Origin of the sequence: Roseivirga pacifica (assembly GCF_900111145.1) — a bacterium.
GTDB lineage: Bacteria > Bacteroidota > Bacteroidia > Cytophagales > Cyclobacteriaceae > Roseivirga > Roseivirga pacifica.
On the sequence record NZ_FOIR01000002.1, the window covers coordinates 381,654 to 398,067 of the forward strand.

At 39.7% G+C, this 16,414-nt stretch carries 13 protein-coding genes and 1 pseudogene; 5 read left to right on the top strand and 9 right to left on the bottom strand.

All coding sequences use genetic code 11. From position 1 onward, the window contains the following. Nucleotides 1-240 precede the first annotated feature (240 nt). Entirely contained in the window at nt 241-2,634 is a 2,394-nt protein-coding gene (locus tag BMW98_RS10545; protein ID WP_162844746.1) for an ABC transporter permease, read from the top strand. A gap of 237 nt (nt 2,635-2,871) precedes the next feature. Here the strand turns inward: BMW98_RS10545 and BMW98_RS10550 are convergent, their stop codons facing one another. Together BMW98_RS10550 and BMW98_RS10555 are read right to left on the bottom strand one after the other, a co-directional pair. After that, nucleotides 2,872-4,071 (bottom strand): FG-GAP repeat domain-containing protein, encoded by a 1,200-nt coding sequence (locus BMW98_RS10550; protein ID WP_090258550.1) that lies wholly within the window; start codon nt 4,069-4,071, stop codon nt 2,872-2,874. A gap of 184 nt (nt 4,072-4,255) precedes the next feature. After that, a complete protein-coding gene (locus BMW98_RS10555; RefSeq protein ID WP_090258551.1) occupies nt 4,256-6,652 on the bottom strand; it encodes a hypothetical protein in 2,397 nt (798 codons plus the stop codon). 235 nt (nt 6,653-6,887) lie between these two features. Between BMW98_RS10555 and BMW98_RS10560 the strand changes: the two genes are divergently transcribed. From BMW98_RS10560 to BMW98_RS10575, 4 genes are all read left to right on the top strand, one after another. Then, nucleotides 6,888-7,937, top strand: coding sequence for a helix-turn-helix domain-containing protein (locus BMW98_RS10560; protein WP_090258552.1), 1,050 nt, complete (start codon nt 6,888-6,890; stop codon nt 7,935-7,937). Between the two features lie 112 nt (nt 7,938-8,049). Then, nucleotides 8,050-9,306: a serine hydrolase domain-containing protein gene (locus BMW98_RS10565; protein WP_090258553.1), complete on the top strand. Its 1,257-nt coding sequence runs from the start codon at nt 8,050-8,052 to the stop codon at nt 9,304-9,306. 183 nt (nt 9,307-9,489) lie between these two features. Next, on the top strand, nt 9,490-9,909 hold the full coding sequence (locus BMW98_RS10570) for a hypothetical protein (RefSeq protein ID WP_090258554.1): 420 nt from the start codon (nt 9,490-9,492) through the stop codon (nt 9,907-9,909). Nucleotides 9,910-10,115: 206 nt separating this feature from the next. Then, complete coding sequence (locus tag BMW98_RS10575) at nt 10,116-10,766, top strand: hypothetical protein (RefSeq protein WP_090258555.1); 651 nt, start codon at nt 10,116-10,118, stop codon at nt 10,764-10,766. Between the two features lie 595 nt (nt 10,767-11,361). Here the strand turns inward: BMW98_RS10575 and BMW98_RS10580 are convergent. From BMW98_RS10580 to BMW98_RS10610, 7 genes and pseudogenes are all read right to left on the bottom strand, one after another. After that, nucleotides 11,362-12,225 (bottom strand): hypothetical protein, encoded by an 864-nt coding sequence (locus tag BMW98_RS10580; RefSeq protein WP_090258556.1) that lies wholly within the window; start codon nt 12,223-12,225, stop codon nt 11,362-11,364. Nucleotides 12,226-12,373: 148 nt separating this feature from the next. Next, nucleotides 12,374-12,820, bottom strand: a complete 447-nt coding sequence (locus BMW98_RS20605) for a hypothetical protein (protein WP_245733564.1) — start codon at nt 12,818-12,820, stop codon at nt 12,374-12,376. A gap of 34 nt (nt 12,821-12,854) precedes the next feature. After that, nucleotides 12,855-13,217, bottom strand: a pseudogene (locus tag BMW98_RS20700) (glucosaminidase domain-containing protein); the annotation flags it as partial. Between the two features lie 108 nt (nt 13,218-13,325). Beyond that, nucleotides 13,326-13,544 (bottom strand): hypothetical protein, encoded by a 219-nt coding sequence (locus tag BMW98_RS10595; RefSeq protein ID WP_090258559.1) that lies wholly within the window; start codon nt 13,542-13,544, stop codon nt 13,326-13,328. A 2-nt stretch (nt 13,545-13,546) separates the two neighbouring features. After that, nucleotides 13,547-14,152: a hypothetical protein gene (locus BMW98_RS10600; protein ID WP_090258560.1), complete on the bottom strand. Its 606-nt coding sequence runs from the start codon at nt 14,150-14,152 to the stop codon at nt 13,547-13,549. After that, complete coding sequence (locus tag BMW98_RS10605; RefSeq protein ID WP_139177490.1) at nt 14,152-14,874, bottom strand: hypothetical protein; 723 nt, start codon at nt 14,872-14,874, stop codon at nt 14,152-14,154. The genes BMW98_RS10600 and BMW98_RS10605 overlap by 1 nt, the downstream gene beginning before the upstream one ends. 261 nt (nt 14,875-15,135) lie before the next feature. Further along, the gene (locus tag BMW98_RS10610; RefSeq protein WP_090258562.1) at nt 15,136-16,293 is read right to left on the bottom strand and encodes a hypothetical protein; all 1,158 of its coding nucleotides are present in this window, start codon (nt 16,291-16,293) and stop codon (nt 15,136-15,138) included. Between the last annotated feature and the right edge of the window lie 121 nt (nt 16,294-16,414).

Consider the following 16,414-nt stretch of genomic DNA (forward strand, 5'->3'; position numbering starts at 1 on the left):
TATTTAACTTTTGAGACAGCCTCATTTTTTATTCAAGAATAACCCTCCAAGTCAAATGGGCTTTCTTGCTATTTTTATGTAAGTATTCACCCTGAATGAAAACGAAAGTGCTCTTTAGCATGGCTCCAAAGTTTTAACCAAACAATGCGCTGCTTTCTGTTATCGGTTACCTATCTTTAACATTGGAACAGTAAAATGTTGGTCTGTTCCTTAGGTCAAAAACAAAAAACAACAACTTACATGCTAAAGAATTACATTAAAGTAGCTTTCCGAAGCCTACTTAAACAGCCGGCTTACACGGCTCTCAACATTATTGGACTTACCGTAGGTATAGCGTCCAGCTTAATCATTCTCCTTTATATTTTTCACGAAACCAGCTTTGATAAGCAGCATTCCAAGGGCGATCGTATTTATAGGCTTTCTACCCAGATAACCGAGCCTGATAATTCATTTAGGTGGGCCAGTATGACACGCCCCGCTGCCTTTACCATTAAAAATGAAAATCCGGAAGTGGTGCAAGCTGCCCGTTTGTCGGGAATTAGTGGGCAAGGAGGGATGCGATTCACCCTTAATCAGGTCGATTACTTTCAAGAAAACGTATACGCGGCCGACTCCACGGTTTTCGAATTGTTCGACTATAATTTTATTACTGGCGACCCTAAAACTGCTTTAGAGGCACCAAATTCTATTGTCATCAATGAGTCGATGGCGAAGAAGATTTTCAAGAACGAAAACCCAATTGGCCAAACACTACAGAGTGGTGGCAACAGGGAAATGTCGTTGCAAGTAACTGGTGTTTATAAAGACATGCCGAAAAGTTCTCACCTAATTGCTGAAGCGCTCGTTTCATGGAAAACCATATTCCAGGGCGGAGATGGCAGTTGGGGTGGCTGGGGTGTTTATTCCTATGTTTTGGTAAATGAAGGTGTGAGCAAAGAGGCTTTGCAGGTCAAACTAGATTCCACCGTTACCAAGTATATAGCGCCAATATTCGACCCAATTAATATTAGGGTGGAGATGGTTCCTGTGCCATTGCGAGACATTCACCTAACCTCTGACTTTGATGGTGAGCCCGTACCGGCAGGCGATATTAACTATGTCAGGATTTTTACCGCTATTGCGATTTTCCTCATCATTATCGCGAGTATCAACTACATGAATCTTGCCACTGCAAGGTCTACCAAAAGGGCCATGGAGGTAGGGCTTAGAAAAGTAATGGGCGCCCAAAGAGGTGGGTTGATCGGTCAGTTTTTAACAGAGTCGATATTGATTACACTTATATCTCTAGCCCTTAGTATCGTCATAATAATTGTTGCAGTACCGAGTATTAACAACTTGGTAGGTACTAGCCTAGACATTGCAGGACTGCTAGATACCAATGTAATTCTCGCCATTATTGGTGTGGTGTTCATTACCGGATTTATTGGTGGAAGCTACCCGGCATTCTTCCTGTCTTCTTTTCAGCCAGCTGCAGTACTAAAAGGCGGAGCGGGAAAATCGGGCAGTAAAATACTGCGTAAAGGCTTGGTGACACTACAGTTTGCCATTTCTATGTTTATGCTTATCGGCACATTGGTGATTTACCGCCAAATGCAATTTGTACGAGAAAAAGACCTTGGCTTCGATAAGGAGCAAATGATGCAAATTGATTTTAGGAGTAGGGCAGATGTAGAAAAATGGAATGTGCTAAAGAACGAATTGATTCAGAATCCTAATATTGGTGGCACAGGATCCTCAAGCACTACTCCGGGCAATGGTTATGGCAAAAACGTTTTCAGTATAGAAACAGAAGAAGGTCCAATGGACGACAGAGGGCTGGATAATTACCGCGTTGACTACGACTTCTTTAAAACATTAGGGGTTGAAATAGTGGAAGGCCGAAACTTCTCCTTAGAATATCCTTCTGACACCTCTTTGGCTGTAATGGTAAATGAGGCCATGGTACGCAGAATGAATTGGACCGACCCTATTGGTAAAAAAATAAACATTTCAGGAAATGATTCTTTGCCAGCTGCTAGGGTAATAGGTGTGGTGAAGGACTTTCACCAACAATCGCTATACGATCCCATTACTGCGCTTATGTTTATGCCGAGTCGTATAAATCCATCCGCTATTGTGAAGATTACAGGAGATGTTAATGCCACTATCGACTTTATAGAGGCAGCATGGGAAAGAACCTATCCGACCACCGCTTTTGAATACACATTTCTTGATGAACAATTCATGGAAAACTATGAATCTGATCAAATCCGTGGGCAGCTATTCTTAGGCTTTAGCGGTATGACGATTCTTATTGCCTGCCTTGGCCTGTTGGGCTTGGCTTCCTACACAGCCGAACAGCGCTCCAAAGAGATCAGCATTAGAAAAGTACTCGGTGCGAATACAGGCGGACTGGTGAACCTGCTTATAAGAGACTTTGTAATACTGATTGTGATAGCTGCTATACCGGCCTCCATTATTGGTTACTCTGTTATGATTGGTTGGCTGGAAAGCTTTGAGTTCCATATTACGCCTGGTATTATGATTTACTTGGCAGTATTGATAGGAACAATTCTGGTAACCATATTAACCACGGGCTATCATGCGCGAAAGGCTGCTACGGCCAACCCAGCACAAAAACTGAGGAGTGAATAGGGCGTCAGAAACGAGTTGAATAACGAGTAGTAGTGCCGTCATTCTGAGTGCCCCGAGTATTCGGGGCCGAAAGAATCTGTCAATTAAGTTCACAACAATGAATAGATAGATTCTTTAGGTCGACTATTTCTCAAAAGAGAAATTTTCTCACTCAGAAGGACGAAACTAATTTTAGAAGTTTTTAAAACAGCCCCACTTAACCCTTGTTGGTGTTGTCTCCAGCGAGGGTTAATAGCATCAATTTTTCAATCCAAAAAGCAAGAAATCTTGTGACCCTCGATTGCTTAGAAATAAGTCTTTAATGCCGTCTCCATTAAGGTCGACAAAGTCTATGTCGAAGCCCCTGCCTTTGATGCTCTCCGGTAAAATGGTGGTGGTTTCATCCGTAAACTTGCCTTTGCCATCATTCAGGTAAACGCTGAAAGGTGTCATTCCTGCAAATCCATCGCCATTGGTATTTCCAGTGATAATGTCTTCATCTCCATCGTGGTCAATATCTAGAAAAGCCACGCCAAAGCAGCGGTTATCATCTTGTGGTAAATGAGTAGTTGTTATATCACTAAAAAAGCCTTTCCCATCATTCAGTAGAAATCTATTCTGCTTTACTGCGCCAGAGACAAAGGCCTGTACATTTCCATAGAGCATATCCATATCACCATCACCATCAATGTCAGCAGCTACTACCTCTCTGGTTTCTTCAGGCGTATTTCGGTAGGGGAGTCTTGCCTTAGATTCATCGGTATAAAAACCTTTTCCACTATTGATGAGTATTCGGTTATTGTCTTCATTCGCTACGAGTACATCCAAGTCACCATCGTTATCAATATCAGCTAGGGTTAAGTCTTGAGTAACATCTATGAATTCACCAAAACGCTGCATGGTTTCATCGGTAAAGTGACCGGTACCATCGTTTATTAGTACATTGTTTTGGCCATTATTGCCAATTAGTACATCCACGAAACCATCCATGTTAATGTCATGCACAACTACTGAGTTAGAGGTGCCCGTAACAGGGATTCTGTCTCCGGCATCGGAAAAAGTGCCATCTCCATTGTTTAGATAGAGCTCGTTGGTTTTATCATCTTCGCTGACCACAATGATATCGAGGTCGCCATCTCCATCAAAGTCAGCGATACCAATATCCTCACTATCGTGATTCACTTGCGGAATTCTCTTAGCACTTTCATTGGTAAATTTGCCTGTTCCATCATTAATCAGCAGAATATTAGGCCGATGCTCATTGGCAATGATAATGTCCATATCTCCATCATTATCCAAGTCAGCAATAGCCGCATCCATTGAGAGCCGCTGCAAATCCTGATAGGGCAGATGGGTAGTGGTTACATCTTTATAATAAGCTGTTTGCTTGTTGGCCTCTTGCGCTACAGTCAGTTGCAAAAAACCAATGGACAGGGATAGAATCAGTACCTTTTTCATAACACGTTTGAACCTAACATTCAATTAAACTACAAGATAGTAGAAAGGTATTATGTAGGTGGTGTCGTTTTCAAGTCTTTAGAGAGGAGATACTCTAAACCCCTTGTTTGAAAAACAAAAGCCGAGCATCCAACTATGATATGAGCTGAACTCTCGGCTGATTTGACTGAGCTACTATTATGTTTTACAAGTGTAAGAAGTGTTTTACGTCATCCCATCCATCACTAATATCTCCCCAAGCTTTTTCGGCCTCACTTATCGCTGTTGAGATAACATCAGAGGGGTAATCGGCTACACCCAAAATATCCTTCAGAAATGCTGGAGCCGCGAATATCGGGAATTCATTCCTTATAAACCCTACGGCCAAACTTGCAGGTAAACCGAGTGACTTAAATGCAGGAGCAATCTCATTTGGGGTAACAATATTCAGGGCCTTTTTAACAGTACTCAATGTGGCGAGTTTATCCAAATCACCTGCTATCGCCTCATTAACGGGCAATTTTGGCAGAATTGTCTCTGCCACTTTAGCAACTTCCGCAACGTTTCCATTGGTTGCAGACCCCATAGCTTTTATCAAACTATTATAATCCGTATAGCCTAATCCTTTGAGCGTAGCGAGGAATTTAGTTGGGTCGGCAATATTATAGGCCTTACCTACTATTGTGCCCATGTCTTGCGCAGTAAGCTCACCATAAACCTTTTTTAGCGCTGGCAGTGCCTCAGACATCGGTACTGATGAAACCACCTTCGATAGGGAATTCAGGTCAGTTCCTGAAAGTCCCAAACTTTTGGCTTTGTTCAATACGTAATTCAATGTATTAGAAACCGTAGGAGGCAGGTGAATGTATTTTCTCAAAACCGCATCAGCCCATTCTGCTGGGTTGGAAAATGCTTTTCCATAAATATCTGCAATATGATCTTCGAGGTAAGGAAGTACATTTTCCAGCACTGAACTCATGGTTGTCATTTTATCTGGGTCAAGATCAAATGTTAGTCCTTCTATTGAATCGATAACTGGAAATTTGGTAGAGAAATTGAAAGTGCCATTGATAGTCCCATCTTGTTCAGTTTCAATCTTGAATAAACCATCAAAATTCCCATCAAGCGTTATTGCGCCCAGCCCCGATGCCGAACTAATTTCGCTTATCAAATTTTCTGGCAATGTAATGGACCAAGGAGAGGAAGGCTTGAATCTAATTGATGATTGTAAAGCGCTTTTATTCAGACCGATTTGCATATTGTCTTGTAACAAATCAAAACCAGCTATTGACTCATCGAGGCTCAGGTTAAAGTCGATACCGGTTTTATCGATGTGTCCTTGAATTGTGGCTGAAAGGTCTAGGAACTTAGCAGTTCCATCTATTTGTCCGCCTACTTCCGTACCATTCTGATTCGAGAAGCTCAATTCTGCACCTCCCGGATTTACAAGTACCTTATTATGAGCACTTTTTAACAATTCATCAATCTGTTGATACTCAGTGCCAGATTTTGGCATTTCATTGGTCTTTACAGGTTCACCATTCGCATCTACTTTTATAGAATAGCCTTTCCCATTACCCGTTAAACTAAAGAAACTGCCTAGCGTAAATTTGTCCATACAGAGTTTAGCGGAAACACCTTTGGAAACTACTAAACCTGTTTGATTTAGACTTAAAGCTCCATAAAAACTCCAACCAAAAAGGTCTGCTTCACCTTCAAAGGAATAACCAGGATATACCGTTGTACCATCTGGTAATACCAAACTTTCTTCTAGTTCAGGATTGTACCAAGAGCAGCTTACATTCTCCATAGTAATGGGAACACCAAGGTCTAAGCCGCCATTAGTAAACATGTTAATTAGCTCGCTCACAGAAATAGACTGCAAGTAGAAACTGATGTATTGCGGAACAGGAACATCGCCATCCATAATAAATGAAAAGGCAAGGTTGTTATCCTTTACAATAGCACTAGGGTATTCCTTTCCTATTAAAAACTGCGCCTGTATACCAATTACAAATAGATCGATAGGTTTAAAAAGAACACAACCATTCAAGCCAATTTCTTGAAAGTGAATACCGCGCGGAGCAAGAGGCAACTGTAGCGTTTGTCCGGTGTTAGTGCTAATTGTCGCACCCAATTCCATTTCTGTAGCACTTAAAGCCATATTTACCATAGCCTTAAGGTCATTATTAAACGCTGTGAAAGAGAATGGCCATTTAATCAAGACACTAGCAGTGTTGGAAGCAGGGGTATAGGTGATCTCAATAGAACAGTTGGTCAATGTTACATCAGGCACCGGTGTGATTTTCGGTGGACTGAAAACAATATTCACCACGGTGGCGGTAACATCTGCCTTGGCAGTTACGGTTACCGTAACGGGTTGTTCCGACTGACCACCCAGCATACCTAGTAGAATTTTAAGCTCGCCAGGGTTAAGGCTAAGAGAGCTTAAGTCCAAGTTGCCCTTAAATGTAAGCGTGCGTTCTGTATTGTTATTATCCTGTTTACTAACATTGGTAAAAGATGCTGGGAAATCGGTAGGGCATTGAATACCATATTTTTCACATATACTTGCTAGATTTTCTGTACTTGCTGTAGTCATAGTTAAGTGTCTGAGTTGGCTTTTTTATAAAAAACTAAGCTGATGAAATAGGCCGAATTATGAATTAGTAGAAATACGTGACTAAACAAATAAGGTGAATTTACTTAAGGCCTTGATGTCTGATATTTTCACTATTGTTGATAGATTGATATTCAATCAATTTGAGCTAAGAAAAGCAAACCAAATCATGCTATTTATATCGGTTTTTTGAGCAAGTTGTATACTTTTGACTTATATGAGTGAGGTAGCTAGCATTAGCCTGATCAGCGTATTTTTATTCCTTTTACTTACTGCTTTTTTAATCTTCAACAATTCCGAAAACAGAGTAGCGAATCTTCTGTTTGCCACTTTTCTGTTCGTTACTTCCATTGAATTGTCAGGTCAGTTTTTGGGAGATTTTTACAGGAGTAATGCCATTATCAATAAACTTCATTTGGTTGTATTGCTGACCCAAATGCCCTTGTTTTACTGCTATATAAAGCGGGTGTGTTTTAGCGATTTTAAAGTTGACATACGGCTTGCTTGGCACGCTTTACCTGCGATTGCGTTCCTCATGCTGTTTCTCATTTTTAACGTTTCTCAACAGATTGAAATAGCCTATATCATTGTAATTCAAGCGCAATTTTACACCTACATTGTGCTGATTTTCTTAGAGCTTTTTAAATACAAAGGCATTCATCATAAGTATTATTCGCTACACAGTAAGACCTATAAATGGCTCATGACCATTGCCATTGTTTTTCTAATTGGCAATACCACCGTGCTTATTCGGGGGATCTTCGAAGCCGCGAACGATTTTCAGAAATTTCCAATGTTGAATTTGGCCATAGCCCTGTTCGCTTTAGCCGCGGCATCGTGGTTTGTGCTTAATACCATGCGAAACCCAGAGCTATTCACTAGGGTAAATGAAAGTCTGGCGAGCGCTAAGCAAGATAGGGGCAATGATACGGACGCATTTCAGGAAGAGGTAGAGCAGTTACTTGGCTATATGCAAGCGCATAAACCTTACCTTGACGAAACATTGACACTGCACGACCTGGCCTTAAAAACCGAAATACCGACCAAACGACTGTCAATTCTTATCAATCAGAAAATTGGAAAGCACTTCTTCGATTTTATAAATGAATACCGCATAGAAGAATCTAAGCGATTGCTGAAAGAAAGTGAACTGACCATACAGCAGATTATGTACGAGGTAGGCTTCAACTCCAAATCATCTTTCAACACAGCATTTAAAAAGAGTACATCGCTTACGCCATCGGCATTCAGAAAACTGCCGGCATAGTATTTCTATAACATATTGTATCTAATTAGTTCGACTTTCCTACAATCGAACCTTCAGTGCTTAAAAGCCCTATTTCTTTGTCGAAAACGGTTTAATAAACGAATACGAACAGATGAAGAAATTAAAAACTATTGGCGTAATAACCGCCATTATCCTCGCGTGGACAGCCTTTGTGGGAATGGGTTTTATCAACGGATATCTTTTACGTCCTATCAATGCTGACGGAACTGCTGCGGGATTTATTGAAGCCTGTAAGGGACGACTCGAAAAGGAATTTGTAGGAAACTTAGCCATCGCTTTGATTGAAGATGGTGAAGTGAATCAAACGTTTTTCTATGGGCACGCAGATCAAAACATTGATAAACACTCGGCTTTTCCGGTAGCCTCGGTAAGTAAATGGGTAACAGCGGTAGGGGTATTAAAACTAGTAGAAAACGGACAGCTAGACTTAGACAAGCCCGTAGAAGATTACCTAACCCGTTGGCATTTGCCCGAAAGCGAATATGATAACCATGAAGTGACCGTAAGGCGCTTGCTATCACATTCTGCAGGCTTCGATGATGACTTGGGTTATAATGGATTTGCGGATAATGAAATGCTTCAAACACTGGAAGAGTCTTTAACCAAGGCGGCAGACGCAGGCAGTTGGACGGAAGGCAAAGCCAGGGTTGGCCAAAAACCGGGCGATCAATACATGTACTCCGGTGCTAGTTATACTTTGCTACAATTGCTGATTGAAGAAGTAACTCAAATGCCCTTTGAGGCATATATGAAGCAACAACTGTTTGAACCATTGGGCATGACCAATAGCAGTTTTAGCCTATCCGACAGCACAGCAATTAGCTTGGTAGATGTTTATAAAACAGATACTACAACCAGGCCGATGAAGCGGTTTACCGCCAAAGCAGCAGCGAGCTTGATGACAAGCACAGCAGATCTATCCAAGTTTATGATTGCACTGATGCCATCTCAAGGAGCAACTATTCTACCGGCTGAAATGATTGAAGAAATGAGAAGTCCGCAGAGCTATAGAAACGGCCATGCCTATTACGGTTTAGGCCCGAGTTTATATGGCCATCCCTTAGGTAAATCGCGCACCTTTGGCCACGATGGCAGCGGCAATGATGCCATTAACTCAGCTGCGCGAATGGATTTTGAAAATAACGCTGGAATTGTAATACTGGAAACAGGCAACTACGCCTACGCTTCAGCAATGGCCGATGAATGGCTGTTTTGTCAAGCAGGCATTGCCGATAGGGTAGTGATGCAACGCAACATTCCCTTTCTCCTCACAATACTAGGCTTTGGCTATCTGCTGATTATTGCCATTGCTATTTGGTTTTTGAGGAAGGGGGGGGGCGAGCGTTAAGAATTGATCTAGCAGATCAATTTATCGAATCGCAGGGATCTGACTCACGACAGCCATCTGGATGAGGTTGTTAGTCCAAATTCATTAATCAAGAAAACATTATGGTTTAAAAAAGATATCGGACTATAATTGAAAAAAAATGCTATAAATTAATATCCAATAAATCGAGTAGGGGGGGGTAGAATGGAGCTAAGAGAAGAATTCTTGAGATATGCAACAAGGGATGCTCAAAGGAGGCTTTCAAAACGACTTGGGTTTCATTGGTATGAAAACACTCAAGATTGGGACTTGACAGAGTCAGACAGTGAGCGAATCAAAGAGTTCCTCCAAATCTATAAGAGTGATGACTTATCAGATGACGAGAAGTTTGCTCTAATGGAGCTAATTATCTCTTCATTTGATGATTTAGTGGAAGAGGGAGGAAATATCAACAGAGAAGGTATCTGGACAGACTGTAAGCATATCCTCAATAATGAACCCTGGCTTCATATCACAACGATTCATTATTGGTCTTCATTAGAACATAAAGACCCGAAAAAAGGCTTTTCTGTGACAGAATTTATAAGGTCGATTTGGGATAGTGTTAAAATTGAATTCACATAACTATCTTTTTAGGTAGAAGAAAAGTTGAGTTTTGAAGGCGGGTGGGACGAAGGAATCGCGGGGCAGCGTTTGCCTGGCCTTCGCGAAGCTTCAGCGCAGCAAGACTTGTGTGGCCGGCCGATTATTCCTTCTTGAATTCTTTGTTTACTTTCTGTTTCAAGACAGAAAGTGAAAGCCCAGCGGCTTGAGCGTTTAACCAAGTAAGAATGAGTAATAAAGTAATAGTCTTAGGTACAATGCACGATTCAGAAGGAGAGTGCAATGCCTCATCACTTCTTCAGATCGTCCACGAAATTTCTCCTAATACAATTTACTTTGAGGCAACCGAAGCAAAATACCCTCAAATGCTCAAAGCGGTTGATCATTTTAATCCTCCCGAAATTCAGGTATTACGAAAAATCGAAAAGGAATCTACAATAAAAGTAAAGCCAGTAGACTTAGATAATGACCCATTTGACGGCCGATTAGAAGCAATGCTAGAATTGTTTCCTAAACATGTCCCTGATTATAAGTACGCTTCTCTAATTCAAAGAAACGAATCAATTAGGCTTGGATTCAGATTTTTAAATTCATCCGACAATGATAAAATAAACAGAGACAAGGCAGCGATGGAGAGAATCTTCATAGATAAAGTTCAGGATGACTTTCTTATGAAGACATACTCAGATTGGCTAGAATGGAATGACCAAAGAGAGAATTACTGGATATCTAAAATTCACGAGCATTGCTCAAACAAGATAGGTACAACTGTGCTTTTAGTTGGGTCTGCACACAGAATTAGATTAAAAGAAAAAATAGTTAAGATGAAATCCCAATACCAATCTACTGCTGATTGGGAATTCAATTATTTCGAATAAACAAGGCGTTGGCCCACATGTGTTTGCTCGCGATTATTTGAATTGATTTATATGGAGCTCGCGAATCTCACCATGTTCGATTTTAACAGGCAACCCCGATAGCTATCGAGAATAACGCCTGAGAATCGTCTGTACGAATTCAATCTGTACATTAGCCCGAATATTGAAATCTATGGAGTACTGAGCCTGGCAAATCTTATGTGAAAGGCCAGCTTACAGCCCGGACGATTTAACCAGCCTGATGGTAGGCAGGTATATAACCAATTATATAACATGGACACGAGATGGACTAGTTAAGGAATGATCCAGAGAACTGAGTTCCATGATACGAATAGTCACGGTCCAGCTTTGCTGGTTAATATAATATGAAATTATATAACAGGGATTCGTGTGAGAGCCGTGTTTTGCTTTAACATAAGATCGTTAACGTTATCTAACTCAAGTTCAGATAACTGATCTTATGTAAACCACTGCGTGGCCGCAAAACACTATAGTTGTTATATAATTTATAGTATGTAATACCACAGCAAGGAATACCCCTAAGGAGGTAGTAAGTTAGTACTTTTTTCTTACTTCAAAAAGAATGAAGTTAATTTTAATACACACCTGACGCAGAATTAACAAACAGATTATAGTCGTAGTATCTTATATAAATAGGCACTAAAGCACCCGAATCTTGTGTACCGTCCATTTGGTATTCTTTTCTTTGCCAAATAACATTGTCTTTTATATAAAAATAACCATTACTAACCCCCTCTGCATACCCCGTAGTTGAAGCATCCGGCCAAGTCGCACCCATAAATTTCACATTTTGGGCAAAATAATCTCCACCCCAAGCAGGGCCAGTAAAAGAAGCCGTTTTCTCTATTTCATAGGCTACCTTATCCACATGGTTTGCTATTACTATACGACCCAATTCAGAAGATGTGAAAACGACAACCCCGTCCACGACCTCATTATAATCGTAATTGCCATCTAATTGCATTTTACCCCAAGCGCACGGATAACCAGCCTTTAAATTTAAACGTAATTCATAATCATCCTTATGATAATCGAAACCTATATTTAGGTAATTATACAAAGATTGATTTTGAGGTATTTCACCGTTTAAACCAGTATCTGTAGGTTCTTCAACAGAACCACCACCCGAACCCAAAGGATTATAAAATTTACCATTTGTGAAAATTACACGCTCCCCAGGAGCGACATAAATGTCATTTTGAAAACGACACCTTTCTACTGGAGGATTATTCATTAAATACAATTCTGCGCAACGTATTTCATTTGGTGAACCCTCAACATTAACAAACGTAGGACTGATAGCTATTAGCCCATCGTTATTAAATACAGCAAAGATTAAATGGTAATCGTCTATATACGTAGTCAGTACATTGGTTTCGGACAATTGACCGCCCACACATTTAACATTTCCGTTAATATCGTAATAGAGTATTTTCATTTTTTTGCTTTTTTATCTCGATAGCGTTTAAGCGCATCGACTATTAGAAAAGTTACAACGCCACACATTATCTGAACTAAACCTATCTTAAATTCAGTGAGAAGGGGAGGAGCGAACCCCGTAACGACAGCTAACAATTCCCTTTTCATTATTTCATGAATTCAGGTAGCTTTGAACGTAATGATTCGTTTAAATGCTTAACCAAATCATTCTTTAAATCTCGAGGCGTTCTCGTAAATTTTGGGTAATACATTCGTACCATTTCCCATTCGTCAGCAGTTAAACCCCTTAATTTGTCGTAAACATCTTGGTCATTTTCCGTTATAGCACGAAAAGACCACTTGCCTATTTCCTTATGTGTACCCATATTGAAAGCAACATCATTTGCCACTTCCATCATTTTTTTAACATCAGGATTTGAGGTTTCAGATTTTAACTTTTGAAGTTCCGTCTTATTTGAAATTAAGAGCCTTTTTAACAGAACTAAACCGCCTATTATACCAACGACCCAAAGAATATTTTTTAAAGTTAACTTTTTGAAAAAGCCCTTTATCATTTCCCAAAAAGGTAACAACCGCAACAACAATGCAGGCATATGTCAAAATTTTAAAGATTAGTAATTTATTTATATGCTTTTGCCATTTAGACTTATAAGCCTTATCCGCAGCATAACCCGAATCGACCGTTTTTCTTTTAAAGCCTATTGTAGTAATTCTAAAGGCTTGTTGCCTTTTAAAATAATCCCATACAGAATGCCATTTGGTCGGGTAAGTTGCAGAGTTTTCTCGCCCCATTGTTTTACCCTGAATATCAAATGGCCTTGAATTAGGTTGCATGCCAAAAAGGTTGTTTCCCTCACGATATACTTTAGAAGTGAAAGCACCAGTTTCGTGACTAGCTTGCGCCAAAATGGTGAAAGTTGACACCCCCCAATATTGAGGAAATGCCAACTTTACAACCCAGACCCGAAATGCCTCAATCAGATACCTCATCAGATTGCTTTTTTTCGACTTTATTGGCGAACAATTCAAGAGCCTCAAGAGCAGCTTGTACTATGGTTCCATATTTTACAACCACCTTTACCAGTTGTAAAACCTTTGTCATAGTCCACCCCCTGATTTTCTATTGTTCATTTTGGTAACACGTATCCAACATGCTACACCATCTTTTTGCGAATCGCTAGGTTCAAGTTTGTAGAGTTGACCCTTAATTTCGATGTAACCTTTAGGAAAACCCGTCCCTTTTTTGTCCTTACAGCCGACAACCGCATAAGTGTTGCCGAATTTGTCTACTGATGTTCTTTGATTATTATTTGCCATTGTTATTTCTTAACAGTGAATTTTGCTTGTTTTTTGAAAAACTTCTTATAGACAAAACCAACAACCATAAGCCCAAGAAGTCCAAGACCTACAATTTTTACTATTGGCTTTGATACGAATTCAATAACCATATCTTTCATATCTGTTTGCTTTTGATTTGTTGGAGTTGTTGGAGTGTCTTTTTTGCCAAGTCCAAAAATGGATTCGGCCACACCAATTACGTCTTCTACAGTGTTTTTTAACGCACCGTCTTTTAATGTCAATCCTTTTACCATCGTTTCATTTTTAATAGCCGTTGTTTTAGCCTGACTTGACGGAATAAGGTTTGCAACCACCTTAGCTTGAGGAACAGCGACACTTGCAACAGTTGCCACTTTTTTAGCAACAGAACCCAACCAAGATTCTCCACCTCTAAAAAGATTGTTTTTAGATTTACGGAAGTTCTTACGTGTATTCCTTTTGCATTGCCTTTTCGATTTTCCTTTAAGCTTTTTGCATTGGTCAATGGCGTCCTTTTTAGCGTCCTTTAGGATTTTACGTGCATCTCTTTTATCCGACCCTTGTAGGCTGCCTATTGCCGTTACCTTATTTGTCCGTAAATCAATCATTAGCGAAGAAAGTCAAGGTTAACAGCGTTTCCAGCAGCTTTGATAAATTCCAAAGAGCTGAAACGGTCTACATTGATACACACTAAATCTTGTGCAAAACGTCTTTTCAAACCAGTTGCATCCTCATAGGCGAAATCGTTTTCCTCAGCTTCAATTGCGAACAAATCTTTCCTTGAAAATTTGCGAGAAAGATTACCGTCTTTACCTGCAAATTCAGGCTTCAAGGTTGCGTTTATCTCCGAAACGTGAGAAACACCACGAATACACATTACACTAAAAATGTCGACCGCAATTCTCTTAACAGAATCGTCACTACCAACTACTTTTGTTTCGTAATGCACTGATGTACCCACATTTGCGCCACCGTCAACCGTATCAATTTCATAAGTTTCGGCACTCTTAATACCGTCCAATTGGGCATAAAGATGAGTTCCGTCTGAAATTTCTAACGCACCGCCTTTTGCTATTGGAACATTGAAATTCACAGTACCGCCATTGAAATACCCACCACCTTGACCATGCACAGAAAGCGCACAAATACCCAGTAAAGAAATTTGCGGAGCAATATTGTCTTGCTGGGTGGCCGAACCTTCCAAATAGATTTTAATGGTTTCGTTAGTCAAAGCGGTAACGTCTGAAACGCCAATGCCTAGCATGGCGACAGGTCGTTGTACTTTTACAAGGTCGGATTTAGTCCGACCACTTGCTGAATAATGATTCATAATTTTTCTTTTGACTAAATTTTATGTACTCCAAAGGTGGAGAGCATTTTTTTAGCCGATGAGAAATTTGAGACTATTGAGAAAATTGAGACAAATGAGAAATTTGAGAAATATCAATTTGCCAATATTCGCAGTATTCAGCAGGTGTTACTTTTTTACGATTTTTTAGGTTTAAATCGTCTAACATTCTATTCCACTCGCGATACGCAGTAGCCTTGGAAATAGTCGGAAACAACCTCATATGGTCATTAACCGTAATATTTAACCCCTCCATTCCTGCGCAGTTTGATAATAGAAATTCCAATCGTAAGGACTAGAAACAATGGTATTCTTTTGAAATTCCTTAACCCATTCAGGGGTTTTAGTTTCTATATATTCCCATAAAGAATGGTCATTGACATATTCGAAATAGGCATGTAAATATTGTTCTGATTCTGTTTCATAAGCTGCCTTGAAAATCCCTTTTGCCACTATACGTTTAGACCGAACCGAATCCTTTTGACTATTACGTTTAAGCTTGATAAGGTCATAATCGTAAGTGTCGAAGCGTTGACCCAAATTAAATGGAGTAAGCCAATTAAAGCGCTTATTTCTGCGCTTAGTCTTTTTACCTTGATTGATTCTTAAATCAAAGAAATTGATAAAAGCAGAATCCATAACGGTAGCTATGAACGAACCTTGAAAGACATTTTCCCAATGTATTTCAACTTCGTTTTGCCCCATTATTCGCTTATTTTCTGAAAACCAACGAGAATTCAATTGCAATTCAAATCTATAACCATGGACTATACTGTTTGCATCCCAAAGACTTTGAATATATTCTTTAGATGTCTTTTGCATTTCCAAAAACTTGTCATAACAACGGATATACTTGTTTTTACTGGTTTTTGAACCCATTGTAAAACCTGTAACCTCCATATTTTTAGGGTTGTTGAAATAAGGTTTTGGCAATGAACGCCCCATATTTAACAGTTCATTTTGAGCCAATGCAGCGTATATATGAATAGGAGTATAACCCTGCAAATGCTCAAAGTCTACAAATATGTCAAGCCTACTAATGGACTTGTATTTTAGCTTGTAAGACGATTCAAACAGATAAAGTATGTAGCGTAAATTCTTGTTGAGGTATAGTTGAAAATTTTCAACTTTGATTTGTACCAAGTCTTTACCCACCAAGTCACTATGAGGATTGCACTTTAATTCCAGTAGGGGAGATTCATTGAAATAAACCTTGTACAAGTCTTTAAAATGCCTTGTTTGATATTCCATCTTTTCAAACTTGAAAAAGAAATCGGAAACCAATGGAACGTGGCTTTTTTCGTAATTCAATTCAAGCCAATCTAAACCCACTATGTAATTATCGTTATTGTCAGTATGAGCACCGTAATACTCAACGGTGTTTGAAACGCTATTTTGCACTTTGAGCCCCCTTTCTTGTAGCTTGACGAACTATTCTGTAAAGACCCGAAGCCACCAATAAAGTAGTGAATCTATACAGGGTTTTATCAAAGGATTTAAGCAGCTTAACAAAGACCAAAAG